Annotated in this window: 20 protein-coding genes and 2 pseudogenes; 14 read left to right on the forward strand and 8 right to left on the reverse strand. The window is 72.6% G+C overall.

Annotation, left to right across the window (positions count from 1 at the left end):
• Positions 1-122: 122 nt before the first annotated feature.
• The 4 genes and pseudogenes from PV410_RS24335 to PV410_RS24350 form a co-directional block, all read left to right on the forward strand.
• Entirely contained in the window at positions 123-983 is an 861-nt protein-coding gene (locus PV410_RS24335) for a DUF427 domain-containing protein (protein ID WP_500327645.1), read from the forward strand.
• A gap of 72 nt (positions 984-1,055) precedes the next feature.
• The gene (locus PV410_RS24340; RefSeq protein WP_500327646.1) at positions 1,056-1,772 is read left to right on the forward strand and encodes an SDR family oxidoreductase; all 717 of its coding nucleotides are present in this window, start codon (positions 1,056-1,058) and stop codon (positions 1,770-1,772) included.
• An 87-nt stretch (positions 1,773-1,859) separates the two neighbouring features.
• Positions 1,860-2,054 (forward strand): hypothetical protein, encoded by a 195-nt coding sequence (locus tag PV410_RS24345; protein ID WP_500327648.1) that lies wholly within the window; start codon positions 1,860-1,862, stop codon positions 2,052-2,054.
• A pseudogene (locus PV410_RS24350) lies at positions 2,015-2,689 on the forward strand (cytochrome P450); the annotation flags it as partial. The gene PV410_RS24345 and the pseudogene PV410_RS24350, both read left to right, overlap by 40 nt.
• On the opposite strand, the pseudogene PV410_RS24355 reads toward PV410_RS24350, so the two are convergent.
• Positions 2,625-3,277 (reverse strand): annotated as a pseudogene (locus PV410_RS24355) (DUF2238 domain-containing protein). The pseudogenes PV410_RS24350 and PV410_RS24355 sit on opposite strands and share 65 nt — an antisense overlap.
• 160 nt (positions 3,278-3,437) lie before the next feature.
• Between PV410_RS24355 and PV410_RS24360 the strand changes: the two are divergent.
• Positions 3,438-3,911 carry a carboxymuconolactone decarboxylase family protein gene (locus PV410_RS24360; protein ID WP_500327650.1) on the forward strand — a complete coding sequence of 158 codons (474 nt, stop codon included), beginning with the start codon at positions 3,438-3,440 and terminating at the stop codon, positions 3,909-3,911.
• 26 nt (positions 3,912-3,937) lie between these two features.
• Positions 3,938-4,861 (forward strand): RNA polymerase sigma-70 factor, encoded by a 924-nt coding sequence (locus PV410_RS24365; protein ID WP_500327652.1) that lies wholly within the window; start codon positions 3,938-3,940, stop codon positions 4,859-4,861.
• Between the two features lie 27 nt (positions 4,862-4,888).
• Here PV410_RS24365 and PV410_RS24370 read toward each other — a convergent pair whose 3' ends face one another.
• Positions 4,889-5,308, reverse strand: coding sequence for a hypothetical protein (locus PV410_RS24370; protein WP_500327653.1), 420 nt, complete (start codon positions 5,306-5,308; stop codon positions 4,889-4,891).
• 61 nt (positions 5,309-5,369) lie between these two features.
• On the opposite strand from PV410_RS24370, the gene PV410_RS24375 reads away from it, so the two are divergent.
• The 3 genes from PV410_RS24375 to PV410_RS24385 all read left to right on the forward strand — a co-directional run bounded on the left by PV410_RS24375 (position 5,370) and on the right by PV410_RS24385 (position 7,430).
• Positions 5,370-5,963 (forward strand): GNAT family N-acetyltransferase, encoded by a 594-nt coding sequence (locus PV410_RS24375; RefSeq protein ID WP_500327655.1) that lies wholly within the window; start codon positions 5,370-5,372, stop codon positions 5,961-5,963.
• Complete coding sequence (locus tag PV410_RS24380) at positions 5,960-6,865, forward strand: EamA family transporter (protein WP_500327706.1); 906 nt, start codon at positions 5,960-5,962, stop codon at positions 6,863-6,865. The genes PV410_RS24375 and PV410_RS24380 overlap by 4 nt, the downstream gene beginning before the upstream one ends.
• A 295-nt stretch (positions 6,866-7,160) precedes the next feature.
• Positions 7,161-7,430, forward strand: a complete 270-nt coding sequence (locus tag PV410_RS24385) for a hypothetical protein (protein ID WP_500327657.1) — start codon at positions 7,161-7,163, stop codon at positions 7,428-7,430.
• Here the strand turns inward: PV410_RS24385 and PV410_RS24390 are convergent.
• The gene (locus PV410_RS24390) at positions 7,423-7,977 is read right to left on the reverse strand and encodes an MBL fold metallo-hydrolase (protein WP_500327658.1); all 555 of its coding nucleotides are present in this window, start codon (positions 7,975-7,977) and stop codon (positions 7,423-7,425) included. The genes PV410_RS24385 and PV410_RS24390 overlap by 8 nt on opposite strands.
• Before the next feature lie 34 nt (positions 7,978-8,011).
• Positions 8,012-9,007, reverse strand: coding sequence for a quinone oxidoreductase family protein (locus PV410_RS24395; protein ID WP_500327660.1), 996 nt, complete (start codon positions 9,005-9,007; stop codon positions 8,012-8,014).
• A gap of 159 nt (positions 9,008-9,166) precedes the next feature.
• On the opposite strand from PV410_RS24395, the gene PV410_RS24400 reads away from it, so the two are divergent.
• Positions 9,167-9,796 carry a TetR/AcrR family transcriptional regulator gene (locus tag PV410_RS24400; protein WP_500327661.1) on the forward strand — a complete coding sequence of 210 codons (630 nt, stop codon included), beginning with the start codon at positions 9,167-9,169 and terminating at the stop codon, positions 9,794-9,796.
• Between the two features lie 231 nt (positions 9,797-10,027).
• Here PV410_RS24400 and PV410_RS24405 read toward each other — a convergent pair whose 3' ends face one another.
• Positions 10,028-10,525 (reverse strand): ArsR/SmtB family transcription factor, encoded by a 498-nt coding sequence (locus tag PV410_RS24405; protein WP_500327663.1) that lies wholly within the window; start codon positions 10,523-10,525, stop codon positions 10,028-10,030.
• 238 nt (positions 10,526-10,763) lie between these two features.
• Here PV410_RS24405 and PV410_RS24410 point away from each other — a divergent pair, with 238 nt between their 5' ends.
• On the forward strand, positions 10,764-11,510 hold the full coding sequence (locus tag PV410_RS24410) for a class I SAM-dependent methyltransferase (protein WP_500327665.1): 747 nt from the start codon (positions 10,764-10,766) through the stop codon (positions 11,508-11,510).
• A gap of 286 nt (positions 11,511-11,796) precedes the next feature.
• Positions 11,797-11,934 carry a hypothetical protein gene (locus tag PV410_RS24415; protein ID WP_500327666.1) on the forward strand — a complete coding sequence of 46 codons (138 nt, stop codon included), beginning with the start codon at positions 11,797-11,799 and terminating at the stop codon, positions 11,932-11,934.
• A 40-nt stretch (positions 11,935-11,974) separates the two neighbouring features.
• On the opposite strand, the gene PV410_RS24420 is transcribed toward PV410_RS24415, so the two are convergent.
• Positions 11,975-12,469, reverse strand: a complete 495-nt coding sequence (locus PV410_RS24420; RefSeq protein WP_500327668.1) for a PaaI family thioesterase — start codon at positions 12,467-12,469, stop codon at positions 11,975-11,977.
• A gap of 94 nt (positions 12,470-12,563) precedes the next feature.
• On the opposite strand from PV410_RS24420, the gene PV410_RS24425 reads away from it, so the two are divergent.
• Positions 12,564-13,031 (forward strand): winged helix-turn-helix transcriptional regulator, encoded by a 468-nt coding sequence (locus tag PV410_RS24425; RefSeq protein ID WP_500327669.1) that lies wholly within the window; start codon positions 12,564-12,566, stop codon positions 13,029-13,031.
• Positions 13,032-13,355: 324 nt separating this feature from the next.
• Here the strand turns inward: PV410_RS24425 and PV410_RS24430 are convergent, their stop codons facing one another.
• Together PV410_RS24430 and PV410_RS24435 are read right to left on the reverse strand one after the other, a co-directional pair.
• Positions 13,356-14,462: a PucR family transcriptional regulator gene (locus PV410_RS24430; RefSeq protein WP_500327670.1), complete on the reverse strand. Its 1,107-nt coding sequence runs from the start codon at positions 14,460-14,462 to the stop codon at positions 13,356-13,358.
• Positions 14,463-14,700: 238 nt separating this feature from the next.
• On the reverse strand, positions 14,701-15,684 hold the full coding sequence (locus tag PV410_RS24435) for a helix-turn-helix domain-containing protein (RefSeq protein ID WP_500327672.1): 984 nt from the start codon (positions 15,682-15,684) through the stop codon (positions 14,701-14,703).
• Between the two features lie 58 nt (positions 15,685-15,742).
• Here PV410_RS24435 and PV410_RS24440 point away from each other — a divergent pair, with 58 nt between their 5' ends.
• Positions 15,743-17,005, forward strand: a complete 1,263-nt coding sequence (locus PV410_RS24440; RefSeq protein WP_500327674.1) for an MFS transporter — start codon at positions 15,743-15,745, stop codon at positions 17,003-17,005.
• The last annotated feature ends 8 nt before the right edge of the window (positions 17,006-17,013 follow it).

Consider the following 17,013-nt stretch of genomic DNA (forward strand, 5'->3'; position numbering starts at 1 on the left):
CCGGACCGTCGAATTACGACGTGATCGCCTCCAAAAGACGAATCCTTGATCGCTTGTTCCACGTCACTAACGGTTCTAGCGTCGAAGTATCCATTACGACGGCCGACGAGGAAGGAAAAGCCATGGGACTGTCCTGGCAGCAGGGGCCGCTCTCCACCACCCGGATCGGACACTTCCTGGTGCCCGATCCGCTCCCCGAGCGCATGCTCTTCGCCGAGCGCCTTCGACGCCGCATGCGGGTCCGGTTCGCGGGCGAGTGGATCGCCGATAGCGAGGACGTGGTGCTGCTCCACGAGCCGGGCCGCTATCCGGTCGCGTACTTCCCGCGCTCCGACGTCCTGCCCGAGGCGCTGGTGGCCGGAAACCACGTCACGCGGCACAAGGACCTGGGGGACACCGCCTGGTTCGCGGTACGCGCCGGCGGGCGGACGGCCGAGCGCGCCGCCTGGGAACTGGTCGCGCTCCCTGAGCACGCGGGCGACCTCAAGGGGCGGATCGCCTTCGCCTGGCGGGCGATGGACGCCTTCTACGAGGAGGACGACCGCATCCTCGGTCACGCCGCGGACGCATACCACCGCATCGACATCCGCACCACCTCCCGCACGCTGGAGGTCCGCTCCGATGGCCGTGTGGTGGCCCGGTCCGGGCATCCCGTGGTGCTCTACGAGTCGGGTTTCGCGCCCCGGTGGTACGTGCCGCGCGCGGACGTCGACGAGAGCGCGCTGACGCCCGCCGAGGACCGGACCTTCTGCCCCTACAAGGGGATCGCCGCCTACTACGACATCGGCGGTGCCAGGAAGGCGGCGTGGTCGTACCGCGACGCCTACCCCGAGGTCGGCCGCATCGACGACCTGGTCTCCTTCGAGCCGGACAAGGTCGAGGTCACCCTCGACGGCAAGCGGCTGGAGCCGGAGCCGGGCCAGCAGGTGATCCCGCACGGCGTGGACCGCGGCCTGGACGCCGACGAGGTCCGCGGCCGTTAGGCACGGCGCCCGGCACGGTCGCCTGCACACCGGGGCACCCCCCACACGCGACGAGATCAAGGAGAGAGTGCCATGTCATCTTCCCTGCAGGACCGGACCGTCCTGGTGGTGGGCCGCGGCAGCGGCATCGCCCGGGCGGTCGCCGACGCCGCGCTCGCCGAGGGCGCGCACGTCGTCGCCGCCGGGCGGACGCCGGGTGACCTCGAGGACGCCTACAAGGGCACGGACGTCACCGTACGGCGGGTCGACCTCACCGACGAGGGCACGATCGCCGCACTCGCCGAGGACCTCGGCCGCGTCGACCACGTGGTCTCCACGGCGTCCGCCCGGGCCCGGGGGAAGGTGAGCGAACTGACCCCCGAGGCGATCGTCCTGTCCTTCCACACCAAGGTGGTCGGGCCGATCATGCTGGCCAAGCACTTCGCCCCGCGCATGCCCGAGGACGGGTCCTTCGTCCTGTTCTCGGGTGTCGCGGCCCTCGAACCCGACCCGGGCTTCCTCGGGGTCGCCGCCACCAACGGCTCGGTCAACACCGTCACCCGGTCGCTGGCCGTCGAGCTCGCCCCGATCCGCGTCAACGCCGTGTCCCCCGGCACCATCGACACCGGCGCCTGGGACGGACTCGGCGACGAGAGGAAGTCCGAGCTCTTCGCCCGCCTGTCCCGCAGCAACCCCGCCCGGCGGATCGGCACGCCGCAGGACGTCGCCCAGGCCGTGGTGTTCGCGATGACCAACACCTTCATGACCGGGGTCTCCCTCGCGGTCGACGGAGGCCAGCCGCTGGTGTGACCGCCCCACCCCGTACCCGGCACACGGGACCGTCGGTGGCCGGACTCCCCCCGGGCACGCGGCATTTCCACCCGAAAGGCCTGACCGATGACCAACCGGCGCCACTCCCCCTTCCTTCTCGACCCGGGCGGCCGGGCCCTGCACACCGAGAGTGCCGCGCTGCGCGCCCGCGGCGCGGTGACGAAGGTGCTGCTGCCCGGCGGCGTCGAGGCGTGGTCGGTGAACAGCCACGCCGCGCTGGACTCGTCGCCCTGCGCCGCAGGCGGCCCGGCGACGACCTGACCAGCGCCCTGGTCGCCGCGGAGGAGGGCGAAGAACGCCTCACCCGGGCCGAGGTGACCGACACGCTGCTGCTGATCATCGCCGGGCACGAGACGACGGTGAACCTCCTCGACAACGCCTGCTTCGCCCTCCTGACCTCCCCGGCCCAGCTCGACGCCGTCCGTGCCGGGCGGGCCACCTGGGGCGACGTGATCGAGGAGAGCCTGCGCCGGGACGCACCCGTCGCCCACCTGCCCCTGCGCTACGCGGTGGAGGACATCCGCGTGGCGGGGACCACCATCGCCAGGGGGGACGCGATCCTCGCCTCGTACGCCGCCGCCGGCCGTGACCCCGGCCGGCACGGACCGACCGCCGACGACTTCGACGTCACCCGCTCCGACAAGGACCATCTCGCCTTCGGGCACGGCGTCCACTACTGCCTCGGCGCCCCGCTGGCCCGGCTGGAGGCCGCGGTCGCCCTGCCCGCGCTCTTCGCGCGCCACCCCACGATGACGCTCGCCGAGGAACCCGGCGCGCTGGAGCCGGTGACGTCCTTCATCTCCAACGGGCACGCCCGGCTGCCCGTCACCCTCACCCGAGCCGCCCGGCGCCGCGCGGCGCGAGGCCGTCCAGCTGCCGGTCGTGGACCCTGCTGAGCAGCAGCAGCGACAGCACGGCACCGACCAGGGCGCAGAACATGTCCCACTGGGTGTCCCAGACGTCCCCCTGCGTGGCGAGGAACGCGTCCGCGGCGTCCCCGCCGATCAACGCGGCCCACCACTCGATTAGTTCGAAGAACGCGCTGAACGCCATGCAGGCACAGACGGTGAGCGGCGCGAGCCAGCGGCTGCCGCGCAGCGGGGAGGTGCGGACGAGGTCTCACGGACGAGCACGGCGGGGACGAAGCCCTGCATGAGGTGGCCGATCCGGTCGTACGGGTTGCGCGACAGGTCCAGGGTGTCGCGCAGCCACTCCCCGAACGGGACCTGGGCATAGGTGTAGTGACCGCCCACCGACAGGACCAGGGCGTGCAGGGCCAGCAGCACGCACAGCAGCCCGGTCAGCGGGAAGCGGCGCCGCAGGGCCACGGCGAGCGGCAGCCCGATCATGATCCAGAAGGTCTCCAGCACCCACGTGCCGCGCTCCCGGGGATGGATTCCGGACACCACGAGGACGGCGAGCACGAAACCGGCGGCCAGCACGGGCAGCCCGACGCGCCGGACGGGGACGGTGAGGTCTGTCATGTCCACCAGGGTCGCGGGACGCGGTGCACGGGCGCATGAGTACGCCTACTCAATCCTGAGACGCGGCTCACACCGGACCGTGTCACTGGCGTCCCGGCTACCTCGTCCCAAGGGGTGAAGCCGTGGACGACACGGACGGCGGACACCGGAGGAGCACACCATGGACGCGCGACTGGACTACCTCGCCGACCCGACAGCGGGCAGGGCCCTCAAGCACTTCATGGCCGTGGGCAGGTCGTTCAAGGAGTCGTCGTTGCCGGCCGCGACGCAGGAGCTGGTGGCGCTGCGGGTGAGCCAGATCAACGGCTGCGGCGCCTGCATCGACATGCACACCAAGGAGGCCGCCGCCGCGGGCGAGACCCCGGTGCGGCTCCACCTGGTCGCAGCTTGGCGGGAGGCCACAGTCTTCACCGAGGCCGAACGCGCCGCGCTGGAGCTGGCGGAGGAGGGCACGCGGGTCGCGGACGGCGGTGGCGGGGTCGGCGACGAGGTGTGGGCGCGCGCCGCCCGGCACTACGACAAGGAGCAACTCACCGCCCTGGTAATCCTGATCTCCTTCATGAACGCCGTGAACCGGCTGAACGTCATCGCCCGGCAGCCGGCCGGCGACTACGAGCCCGGGCGGTTCCACTGAGCACGACCGGGGGAAGGGGATCCGGCATGGGCAAGGTGGAGGAGTTCGAGGCGCTGCGGCCGCTGCTGTTCTCGATCGCCTACCGGATCCTGGGCAGCGTGGGCGAGGCCGAGGACGCGGTGCAGGAGACGTGGCTGCGCTTCGACGGCTCGCCGACCCGGCCCGTGTCGGCCAAGGCGTTCCTGGCGGCCACGGTGACCCGGATCTCGATCGACGTGCTGCGCTCGGCGCGGGTGCGGCGGGAGGCGTACGTCGGGCCGTGGTTCCCCGAGCCGCTGCTGAGCGATCCGTACCAGGATCCGGCGCGGTCGGCGGAGCTCGCCGACTCGGTGTCGATGGCCGCGCTCCTGCTGCTGGAGCGGCTCAGCCCGCTGGAGCGGTCGGTGTTCGTGCTGCGGGAGGTGTTCGGCTTCGGTTTCGAGGAGGTCGCCCAGGCGGTGGGGCGTTCGGAGGCGGCGTGCCGTCAGCTGGCGGTGCGGGCGCGGCGGCACATGGAGGCCGGGCGGCCACGGTTCGCGGCGGACCGCCAGGCGCGGCAGGAGCTGGCGCGGCGGTTCTTCGACGCGTTGAAGGACGGCGACGTCGACGCGCTGCGGGACCTGCTCGCCGCCGACGTGCAGCTCGTCGGGGACGGTGGCGGCAGGGCCCCGCAGCTCGCGCGGGCCGTCGTCGGTGCGGAGAACGTGGCCCGGGTGCTGGGCACGGTCTTCCCCTGGCTGGTCCGGATCGACGTGACGTTCGAGCCGCGCGAGGTCAACGGCCAGCCCGGAGCGGTCTTCCGCGACCGGGACGGCAAGGTCCTGCACACCATGGCCCTCGACGTGCTCGACGGGCGGATCCAGGCCATCCGTTCGGTGCTCAACCCCGACAAGCTCGGCCACCTCGGTCCGGTCGCCGACGCCTGGGCGGTGCACCGGGAGGTGAAGCGGGCGCGCAGGCAGGGGAACTGACGGCACTGAGCCGGGCGGGCCTGGTCGTCAGGGCCGGCGCGGCCCGATGAGCGCGGTCTCCAGGGCCTCGCCCGTCATCTCGACGACGACGGCGGCGTCCCGCATGCCCACCGGAAGGTGCGCGTACTCCTCGGCCCGGCACACGACGGCGCCGTCGCTCGGGTCGAGGACGACCGCGCCGAGCCGGGAGACGAGTTCCGCGACGATCCCGAACACCCCGCCGGCGTGCGGGCGCGAGACCATGATGTCGCGCTCGCCGACGTAGACCTCGGCCTCACCTCCGTCCGCGGCCCGCACCAGGAAGTACAGCCCCTCGTCCGAGGCCGCGGTGAGCCGCGGATCCCCGACAGCGTGCGGCTCCAGGACGGCCCGCACCAACGCGCCGTCGACGGGCACGGGCACCTCCGCACCGTCGACGAACGTGAAGATCAGCGGACTCCACCCCACGACGACCCCTCCCCGCTCAAAACCGTGTGCGCCGGCCGGGACGGGAACCTACCCTCCGGGCATGGGTCTTCGCGAAGAGCTTCCGGACGACGCCGAGTCCGTACGTCAGGTCCACCTGCGGGCCTTCGGCCACGACCACGGCCCGGTCGTGGCCGATCTGGTCGGCACCCTGCGAGGGAGCGTCACGCCCACGGACGGTCTCTCGCTGGTCGCCGAACACGACGGCCGGGTCGTCGGGCACGTGATGTTCACCCGCAGCCTGCTGGACGCCCCCCGGCGCCTGGTCGAGGTACAGGTCCTCAGCCCGCTGGCCGTCCTGCCCGAGCACCAAGGGACCGGGATCGGCGGGGCCTTGTTGCGGACGCTGGTCGAGCGGGCGGTCCCCGTCGTCTTCGTCGAGGGCGACCCCGCCTACTACGTGCGCCTCGGGTTCCTGCCCGGCGGCGACCAGGGCTTCCGCAAGCCGTCCTTGCGCATCCCGGACGGAGCCTTCCAGGCGATGGCGCTCCCCGCGTACGAACCCTGGATGACGGGCACCCTGGTCTACGCCGAGGCGTTCTGGCGGCACGACGCGGTCGGCCTCCGCGACCCGGCGGCGCGGGAGGACGACGTGCCGCACGGCGACCGGTCCCCGACGATCCACCCGTGCCCATGATGACCGCCGGCAGGACGGAACGCGGCCCGTCCCCCCGGGCCCTGCTGACGGCGCTGGCCGGACGTGCCTACGGCGCGATCCCGCCCACGGCACTGGTCCTGCTCGGCATCGTCAGCGTCCAGGTGGGCTCGGCGTTGGCCAAGCACCTGTTCGGCGCGGTGGGCAGCTTCGGGACGGTCGCATTGCGGCTGTTCTTCGCGGCGGCGGTGCTGATGCTGTTGTGGCGGCCGTCGCTGCGCATGAGCCGTCGCACGTGGACGGTCGTGCTCGGCTACGGCGTGACACTCGGCCTGATGAACCTCTGCTTCTACCTGGCGCTGGCCCGGATCCCGCTGGGGATCGCGGTGACCGTCGAGTTCCTCGGGCCGCTGGCGGTGGCCCTGGCGGGATCGAGGCGTTGGCTCGACGCGTTCTGGGCCCTGCTCGCGGCCGGCGGTGTGGTCCTGCTGATGGAGGGACGCGGCGAACTCGACCTCGCCGGTTTTCTGTTCGCCCTCGCCGCGGGGACGTGCTGGGGCCTGTACATCCTGGTCGGCGCGGCGCTGGGCCGCCGCACCACGGAAGGCAACGGCCTGGCCCTGGGCATGGCCGTCGCGGCCCTGGTGGCCGTGCCGTTCGGCGTGACCGACAGCGAAACGGCGCTGATCCAGCCGTGGGTCCTGGCCGCGGGGCTCGGCGTGGCGCTGCTGTCGTCGGCGATCCCGTACTCGCTCGACCTGGAGGCCCTGCGCAGGATCCCGCCGCGCGTGTTCGGCATCCTGATGAGCCTCGAACCGGCGATGGCGGCCCTCATCGGCTTCGTCGTCCTCCATGAGTCCCTGCACTGGGTCCAATGGATCGCGGTGCTGTGCGTGGTGGCCGCATCGGCCGGCGCCGCCCGCGGCACCACCCCGGGGGCCTGACCGCCGCATCCGGCGCCACCGCCGTGGCGCAAATCCGCCTTCATCAGGCCGGTTCGGGGCTCCGGTTCCCCCGGCCGCAACACTCCGCAGCGGCTGACGGCCGACCCCGTTGAGCATGACCACGCCTTCCACGCGACGCTGACTCCGCACGGGGACGACAACGTGTGCCTCCTGCGGATGGACATCGATCCCATCGGCGCGGGCGAACTCCGTGACCTGTTCGGCTCGTTGCAGGCCTCGTTGGCGCCGTGACCGCGGAATCGCCCCGCCGCCCCGGGTCGGGCATCATCCCCTGGTGAGCATCGTGGTGGACTTCTTCGCGGCCCCGGACGACACCGCTGCGGCTTCCGTGCTGGGGACCGGGACGGTGCGCGGGTTCGCGTCGCTCTCGTTCGGGAACTTCGACCCCGAAGAGGCCGTGGTCGAGTGGGAATGCCTTCTCACCGGCAGCGGTTCCGAGGAACTGGCCGAGGCGGGTGAGCCCCGCCTCGTCGCGGGCGCGGATCACGGTGAGCACCTCGTCTTCGCGCTCTCGCCGCGGCTGCCGGCGGCACTCGCTAGCTAGGCGACGTCCCCGGCCACCACCAAGCCGATGGACGGCACGTGCAGGACGGTGTCGAGTCGGTGTCGGTGTGCCCCACCTCCACCGGATACAGCGCCCGGCCCTCCAGTTCGAACCCGCCCGCGGGGACCGGCTCGGCCAGGACGGGGCTCTCGGGGAACAGCCCCGGCCACAGCACGTCCCCCATCTGCTCGCGGCCCTCACCGGCCTGCCGGCGCATGAGCCCGATGGTGCCCTCGGTGGCGTGGACCGTGACCCCGGGGAAGCGCTTGAGCAGTTCGGCGGTGCCGAACCAGTGGTCACCGTGGCCGTGGGTGATGTAGACGTGGCACAGGTGCCTGCCGGACGCCTCGATCCAGTCGCCGGTCTCCTTGATCTGGTCACGGGTGAACGGAACGTCGACGAGAACGGCGTCCGTCTCCCCGTGGATCAGCGTCGTGGTGATCGGCGAGGAGACGATCGGCCCGCCGTCCGGCAGGCGCTGCGCCCCGGCGCGCGGCGCCCCGTCCACGACGAGGGTGCTGTAGGCCAGGGGTTTCGGGGTGTTCACGGGCCTTCGTCCTGCGCTCGGGTACTGCGCGGCATCACAGGGCGAGGAGTACCCGCCCGAAGGGTCCCCCCTCGATGAGGTGGCGCTGGGCCTCGGCGGCCCGCTCCAGGGGGAAGACCCGGTCGACAAGGGGATTGATCTCCTTGTGGGCGAGCATGTCCAGCAGCTTCACGTTGCCCGCGTTGATCTGCTCCTGGGTGAACATGGCGAACTGGAAGCCGCACACCCGGGCCGCCTTCCAGATCAGGTCGGTGACGTTGATCTCCGCCCGCATTCCGCCCGAGTAGCCGATGCTGACCAGGGTCCCGCCCCTGGCGAGCGCGCCCAGCGCCTGACCGGTGATCGGCCCGGCCACACCGTCGAGCACGATGTCGACACCCTTGCCGCCGGTGAGCCGCGCGACACCGTCGCGCAGCGATTCGGCGGTGAGGTCGATGACCTCGTATCCGGCCGCCCGCGCGAGCTCGGCCTTGGCCGTGGAGGTCGCGGTGGTGATCGCGAGGGACGCGCCGAGCCGCCTGGCGATCTCGACCCCGCCTTGGCCCACCGCGCCACCGCTTCCGGGGGCGAGCACGGTGGCACCCGGCCGGAACCCGGCCAGTTCGGTCAGCGCGAGCCAGGCGGTGAGGTAACCGGCGCCCGCGGACAGTGCCACGGCGCCGGTGTCGTCGATCGCGTCGGGAACGGGCACCAGGTGGGCCGGGTCGACAACGACGTAGTCGGCCCAGGTGCCGTCGGCCGCGATGCCGTAGCGGCCGCCGCTGATCATCACCCGGGTCCCCGCCGCCGGACCGAGCGCACCGGGCTCCTCGATCGTTCCCACGCCGATGCTGCCCGCCGTGACCGGGAAGGGCTTGACCGTACCGGGAGGCATCTTCCCCGAGCCCACGGTGTTGTCGAGCGGGTGGATGCCGGCCATCGCCAGCCGCACCAGAACCTGCTGGTCCTGGGGCACGGGCCTGGGGACGTCGGCCAGGTGCAACACGTCGTAGTCACCGAACCGGTCGTACTGGACAGCTCGCATCGTCATGGCCTCTCGGATGTCCGATCGTGGCGGATCAAAGCGTCGCCCGGCGGCCGCGACACCACGTCGCGCGGCGCAGGCCCCGGTCCAGCCAGGTAAAGCGATCGCTTTCCTCGACGCTAGTACGCCCGGCCCTCGAAGTAAAGCGACTGCTATACTTTTGCCGTGGAGACCGAGAGCACATCCGGTACCCGGCGCCGCGGCGGCCGGGGGGCGCGCGAGCGCATCCTGCGGGCGGCCGCGCAGCTGTTCTACGAGGAGGGCATCCACGCCACCGGCGTCGCGCGCCTGGTGGAGACCGCCGAGGTCTCCACGCGCACCTTCTACCAGCACTTTCCCACCAAGGCGGCGCTGGTGCAGGAGTACCTGAGCACCTACGAGACGGGACTGACGCAGCGGATCGAGCAGCATCTGACCCGGGCGGGGCTCACCCCCAGGGACCAGTTGCTGGCCCTGTTCACCATGATCGCCGACGCCGCCCAGGGACCCTCGGGCACCGTGAGCACACGCGGTTGCCCGCTCCACAACGCCGCCGTGGAAGCGGCGGGCACGATGCCCGACGTACGGCAACTGGTCCGGCACAACAAGCAGGGCGTCACCCGGCAGCTCATCGACATCGCCGCCCGCGCCGGTGCCGCAGACCCGGAGCAGCTGGGCCGCCATCTGGCCGTGCTCCTCGAAGGCGGCACCGCGCTGTCGACCTCCCTCGACAACCCCCGCCCCCGCCATGACGCCCTGGAAGCCGCCCGCGTACTGATCGATCACGCGCTGCCCGCGGCCCGGCCCGCCGACTGAGGGCACGGCCGGGCCGTCCGGTGTGATCACCGGAACCCATGCCCCGCCAGCCTCGCGTATCCGTCGCCCGTCCAGCCGCGGAGTCCGCGGCTTCTCGGTGCTCCTCTCGGACAGCTTGCGCAGCCCGCCAGTGCCAGTCGGCAGATGGGCATCACCGGAGGCGAAGGCCCCGAACCGTGTCTTCCGGAGGTCGGCGCCCGAGGCGCCGGTCGCCGCGGGGCAGCGCCGGCGTCAAGGCCGGTTCGGGTCGGGATGCACCACCATGAACAGCGACCAGGCAGGCGCGGCAGGGTCATCGGGGCGGTTGGCGAACTCCTCCAGCAGATCCTGGAGTCGGGTGCGGAACTCCTCCATCTGCGGTGGGGGCAGGCGCAGCCCCATCCTGGTGCCCTCGGCCTCGGCCGCGGGGACGAGGGCGAGTTCCTCAAGGAACGCGTCGAGCATCGAGCGGTCCTGTGCGGGGGCCTCGATGTGCCAGGTCTTGCGCGTCGACAGATAGGGGATCTCCCGTGCGCCGCGCGCGCCTCGCCGTTCTTCCTGTGGTTCCAGAAACCCGGTGCGGACCAGTGTTCTGGTGTGGTGGAGCACGCTGGCCGGGTCACGCCCGAGGATCACCGCGATCTCCTTGTTCGTGCGCGGCTCCCGCGCGCAGATACGCAGGATGCGCAGGCGGAGGGCGGAGGCGAGTGCCTTGGCCTCCGCGTCGGTCGCCGGCCGGCGTTGGGTCACGACCGGCAGTCTACTGAACTGCCGGCAGGCCATTGAAGGACCGGAACGCAAGCGATTGACAAAACCAAATCACTCGTCCAGGGTGCCACTGTGCTCTTCGGGCCCGGGAGGACCTCTGGCCGATCCGCGCAACTCCCGTCAACGAACGAGGTCGACCATGCCGAACCGCCCCGGAACGACCGGCGGACCCGCAGCTCCAGAGACCGCCGGACGGGCGGGCGTCCATGTGCCCAGCCCGGTGTCCTGGATCAGTCCCGTCGAAGCTCCCCCGGGCCCCGGGGAGACGGCGAACGACTACGACCGCTTCGCCGAGGCCTACGCGGCCGAGAACGAGACCAGCCTCATCAACGCCTACTACGCGCGCCCGGCGATCGTGGACCTGGCCGGCGACGTGGCAGGCCGCCGCATCCTCGACGCCGGCTGCGGCGCCGGCCCCATCGCCGAGGACCTGCGCAAACGGGGCGCCTTCGTGGCCGGCTTCGACTCCAGCGCCGGGATGCTGGCGCTGGCCAGGCAGCGGCTCGGCGACGGCGTGGTACTGGAACGCGCCGAGCTGGGCGGCCCGTTGCCGTTCGCCGACGCCGAATTCGACGACGTCGTCGCCTCCCTGGTCATGCACTACCTGGAGGACTGGACGACCGCCCTGGCCGAACTGCGGCGCGTACTCAAGCCCGGCGGCCGGCTCATCGTGTCCGTCAATCACCCCTTCGTCAGCCAGATGGCGGCCCCGCCCGGAACTGACTACTTCGCGACTCGCACCAGCTCCGAGATGTGGGAACTCGGCGGCGCCAAACACCTGATGACCTTCTGGGACAGGCCGCTGCACGCGATCACCGACGCCTTCACCGCAGCCGGCTTCCGGATCGACGTCATCAGCGAGCCTGCCCCGGCGGCCGGCGCCCGCGAACGCTTCCCCGAGGTCTTCGCACAGAAGCAGTCCGGCACATTCCTGTGCTTCCTGTTCTTCGTCCTCACCAGAGCCTGACCTCCGCGCCGGGGGCCCGATCGCCGCGCTGGGGAGGACCGTCGCGGTTGCCGGAAGACCTGCCGGTCGTTCCTCGGCCGAGGAGACGCCGTCACGCCGACTGACCCTTGGCTGTCATGTCGCTGGTGCTGTGCCGTATTCGTGGCCACTGGGCGAGGCGCCAGCGCTGATCAGCAAAGCTCAGTGAGAGACGCCGGTATCTCGGTGTCTCCGTGGGACAGGGGCCTGTCATCGGCGGACCAGCACCTCCTAGCTAGCCGAGCCGTCCCGGCTGTGGGAGGTCGCCGTGGCGTGGGCCGGGCAGCGCGCGGCGGACGGCGAGGTCATCGACCCGGACGTCGCCCGGGCGATCGTGGACGATGTGGCCGACCTCGCCGGCGAGGCCGGACGCCGCGGCGAGGGCGTCTACTGCCGGGTCGGGTAGCCGGCAGGGCGACGCCCGCCGTTCCCGGCCCGCGTACCGCTCAGCGCGCGGGGACGGGGAAGAGCATGCAGCTGCTCGTGGCGTGGGCGAGCAGACGGTCCGTCGCGTCGAACAGCTCGGCCTGGGCGAGGGCGGTGCGGCGGCCCTGGTTGAGGACGGTGCCGACGGCGCGGACCTTGCCGGTGTCGACGGTGATCGGGCGCAGGAACTTCAGGTTCAGGTCGAGCGAGGTGTAGCCCATGCCCTCCGGGAGCACGGACTGCACGGCGCAGCCGGCGGCCGAGTCGAGGAGGGTGGCGTAGACGCCGCCGTGGACGCTGCCGATGGGGTTGTAGTGCTCCTCCCCCGGTTCCATGGCGAAGACCGCGCGGCCTTCCTGGACCTCCTCCAGGGTGAATCCGAGGGTCGAGGCGATGGGCGGTGCGGGAAGGCGTCCGGCCAGCACGTCGCGGAGGAACTCCAGACCGCTCGTGCGGCCGACCGCGGCCGCGGAGACCTTGGGGTCCCCCCATTCGAACGTACGCGACCTCGCCATTGGACGTGTCCTCCCTGACCTACTGACTTCGACATCCGAAGTTAGCCAGCCGCAGCTCTGGATGTCAATGCCGAAGCCAGCCTACGATGACCGCATGACCTGGCTGGAGACCGGTACCGAGAACTGCACGGTGCAGCGCACCCTCGACCTCGTCGGCGAGAAGTGGTCGCTGCTGGTGCTGCGAGACGCCATGAACGGGGTGCGCCGCTTCGACGACTTCCGCCGTCACATGGGGCTGTCCGAGGCGGTGCTGGCGGACCGGCTGCGCAAGCTGGTCGCCGCGGGGATCCTCGACACCGTCCCGTACCGCGAACCGGGCAGCCGTACCCGCAACGAGTACCGGCTCACGTCCAAGGGCTGGGACCTGTGGCCCGCGATGATCGCCCTCAAGCAGTGGGGCGACCGCTACACCGCCGACCCGGAGGGCCCGCCCCTGGAGGTCCGCCACCGCGACTGCGACGAGCCCGTCGAGGCGGTCGTCGTCTGCGCCGGCGGCCACGACGCGCTCGCCCCGCGGCAGGCCTACACCCGGCCCGGCGCCTCCGCCCGTATGCGGGTCTGAACAGCGGGCGACGGCGACGGGTCGCCGAAGACCCGTGTCCTCGTGGTCGCCGTGGTGGGCGTCGACACCCTCTCCCCCGAACCCCCGTGTCCCCCGTCGAGGGCGTCGACGTCCAAGCCACCGATCGGGACGCTCCCCCGGTCCCTGATGGCCCACGAGCGCGAAGCCGAACAGGACGGGCATCCCCGCCCTCTCCCGCTTCGTGCACTGGCTCCGTTCCCGGCGCCGTGACGATGCTGGCAGGGCAGGTGGCCGGTACACATTGCCGGTTCCCGGCAGTCTTGACGCCTTGTTGACGGCCTGTTGACGGAGCAACCTCCCGCGCTAGAGCGGTTGGTCGGGCCATCCGAGCAGCCGGGCACCCATCGCCGCGGTCTCCAGGGTGTAGCGGTGCAGCGGATCGCCCGGGTCGTAGCCGGTCAGCACCTTGATCCGCTCCAGGCGGTACGTGAACGTCCGCACCCCGAGGCCCAGTCGACGCGCCGCTTCCGCGTTGACGTGCCCGGCCTCCGCGTGCGCGGTGATCGTCTCCAGCAGCGGTCCGGCCCCGCCCCGGGCCTGCTCCAGCGGCCCCAGCACGGTGCGGACGAGGTCGGCCATGGCGGCCCGGTCCCGCATCAGCACGGGGAAGACCAGCAGTTCCTCGGCGCGCAGCACGGGGGGATGCAGGCGCAGCCGGTCGGCGACGTCCAGTGCCCCGAGGGCCTCCTCGTAGCTGCGCACGATGCCGCTCGTGCCGGAGTGGGTGCGGCCGAACGCCACCCGGCGGGCCGCCCCGTACCCGGGCCCGGGGCGCAGCGCCGTGTCGGCGAACGCCTCGAAGACGGCACGCTCACTGCCGGGGGCGATGCACACCAGCCGGCCGTCCTTCCCGGCCACCAGGACGTCGCGGTCGCCGAAGCGGCCCGCCAGTTCCCGCTCGATGCGCCGCACCGCGGGCTGGCCGTCCTCGTACGCGTCCACGCCGCGCGCCACCGCCACCGCGTGCCCGCGGCCCAGCCGCAGCCCGAACCGCTCGGCGCGCTCAGCGAGCCGTCCCGGGTCGCTGCGCCCGTACAGCAGGTCGTCGACGAACTCCCTTCGGGCCGCCTCCTCCTGGCGGACCAGGAGCCGCTGGGCGCGTTCGTGGCCCTCGCCGAGCGCGACCACCGCGGCGTCGAGGGCGGTCAGCACCGCCTCGCCGGCCCGCTGCACCTCGGTGGCGGTGTCGGCGGCAGCCACGCCCCGCAGCGAGCCCCACGCGTCGCGGGTCGCCGTCAGATAGGTGCCGACGAGGTCGCGCAGCCCGTACCCCCGGCCGCCCGCGCGCTCGCCGCAGGTGCGGAGCGCGTCCAGCTCGTCCCGCCGCAGCCGCCGGCCCGTCCCCGAGACCTCCCCCAGCACCCGTGCGTACGCCTCGAGCTCTTCCTCCGGTACGCCTGCGCCCCGCATGGCCGCGTCTCCCCTCCAGGCACCCGTCGTTGCCGTCCCCCGGCAGCCTGGACCGTACCAACCCTGCCCGGTCCGGTGATCACCGCCCTCGCCTCGGACGACGTTCGGGAGACGACGACGTTCGGGAGACCCGGACCAACCACCCGTCGGCGCCGCTGACTTGACGTACAGCCGTTCGAGGGACGATGATCTCCGCACACTCCCCAGGTCTCCCCCCGTGGCCTGGGGAGTGTCTCGTTCAGCCGTCCGCACCTCCGGCGAGGAGGTCCCCGGAGGCGGTGCGCCGGTAGACCACGCGCCGGTCGACACGGGTGCCGGTGACCAGTCCGGCATCCCGCAGCACCGCCAGGTGGCCGCCGACGGTGCCGAGGGACAGGCCGAGGTGGGCGGCGAGTTCGCTGGTGGTGGCGGGGCGCTCCAGTTCGTGGAGGATCGCCGCGCGGCCGGTGCCGATCAGCCGTCCCAGAGCGGGCCCGGGTTCCGCGCGTCCCCCGGCCGCGGCGGCTCCGCGGGCCGGGTAGACCAGCGCGTACGACGCCGGCGGCGCCTCGCACAGCCACGTGCCCCGGGACACGGCGGCGACCGGTACGAACAGCATCCCCTCGTCGCCGACGACCCGGTCCGGTGAGCCCCGGTGGCTGAAGCGGATCGCGTCCGCGCCGACCCAGGCGCTGTGCCGGCTCATGTGTTCCAGGGCGCGGGGCCAGCCGTAGGCGGCCAGCAGCCCTGCCCGGTAGGTGACGTCCCGCTCCAGCAGGGCACGGCGGCGCGGCCAGTCGGGAGCGACGTGCGCGGTCCAGGTGCGCCGGAAGAGCTCGGCGGTCCTGGCGGCCCAGTCGCGTCCGGTCAGCCAGCCGAGGTCGTGCTCCTTCCAGCTGTGCGCCACCGACTGCTCCAGTTCGGCGCGCACCTGCGCGTCGGGCACCCGGGCCACCTCGGCCAGTTCGGCCTCGATCGTGGTCCGCATGCCTCCCGCCGGCGGCAGGACGATGTGCGCCGGCATCCACTTCGTGGACCCCAGCAGCCGCACCAGGCCCTTCGCGAAGGGGTCGGTGTCGAGCGCGGCCCGGAACACGCCATGGTGGCGGTCGTACCAGGAGGCCAGCCAGGGGTCGCAGTACCCGGCGCCCAGCACGAGCAGCGACGCCAGGGTCTCGGCCAGCGGCGACAGGGCGAACCGGGACCGCGACAGGGCCAGCGGACTCAGCCGCAACAAGGTCATCTTTCGCCTCCCGCCGAAACGATAGTGCCCCGCCCGGCGCGTCCAGCAGACTCCGCCCGTGCTCGCATCCCTTCCGCCGTACCGGGACTTCCGCTGGTTCCTCACCGCCCAGACGGTGTCCCTGCTCGGCACCGCGATGGCCCCGGTCGCCCTGGCGTTCGCGGTCCTCGACGCCTCGGCCGGCCTCGGCGACCTCGGTGTCGTCCTCACCGCGTACATGGTGCCGCTGCTGGTGTTCCTGCTCGTCGGGGGCGCCACGGCCGACCGTCTGCCGCGCCGCACGGTGCTGGTGGCGGCGAACCTCGGTTCGGCCGTCACCCAGGGCGCGGTCGCCGTGCTGCTGCTGACCGGGCGGTACGCCCTGTTTCCGGTGGCCGCCCTGGGGTTCCTCAACGGCGTCCTCGCCGCCTTCACCACGCCCGCGCTGCGCGGCATCGTGCCCGAACTCGTCCCCGGGGACCGGATCCGGCAGGCGAACGCGCTGCTGGGCTCGGTGCGCAACGCCACGAAGATCCTCGGGCCGAGCCTGTCCGGCGTCCTGGCGGCGTCCGTCGGCGGCGGACCGGCCATCGCCTTCGACGCGCTGACCTACCTCCTCGCCGCCGGGTGCCTCACCCGCCTGTCGTCCCTCACCGCCCCCACCGCCGCACGTCGCCCCTCGGGTCTGCTCGCCGACATCCGCGAGGGCTGGGCCGCGTACCGCCGGATCCGCTGGGTGTGGACGGTGTCGCTGTGCTTCTGCGTGGTCAACCTGGTGCAGGTCGGCACCTGGCAGATCCTGGGCCCGGTGCTCACCCGGCAGCTCGCCGACGAGGCCGCCTGGGGCTTCGTGCTCAGCGCGCGCGGCGCCGGACTGCTGGTGATGAGCACGCTGATGTACCGGCTGGCGGCCCGTCACCTGCTGCGGCTGGGTGTGCTGGCGGGTGTGCTCGGCGCGCTGCCCCTGCTCGCGCTCGGTGCGCACCTGGGTGCCCCGTGGCTGATCGCCGCCGCCTTCACCGCCGGGCTGGGCTCGTCGGTCGCGGGCGTCGGCTGGGACACCTCCCTCCAGGAGCACGTTCCGTCCGACACCTTGTCGCGTGTGTCGTCCTTCGACGACCTGCTGTCCTACGTCGCCATTCCCATCGGCCAGCTCAGCGTGGGGCCGCTCGCCGACCGCATCGGGGGGTTCCGGGTCGCCGCGGCCGCCGGAGTCGTGTACGCCGCCGCGGCCCTGGCCCCGATGACCTCCGCGGCCGTACGCCGCCTCCCCCACGGCCGCCCGGCCGCCACGCCCGCCGATCCGGCCCCGGCGGCGCCGCCCGAGCCGATCGGGCGTTGACGGCTCCG

This window comes from Streptomyces sp. PA03-5A, from assembly GCF_033792725.1.
Classification (GTDB): Bacteria; Actinomycetota; Actinomycetes; order Streptomycetales; family Streptomycetaceae; genus Actinacidiphila.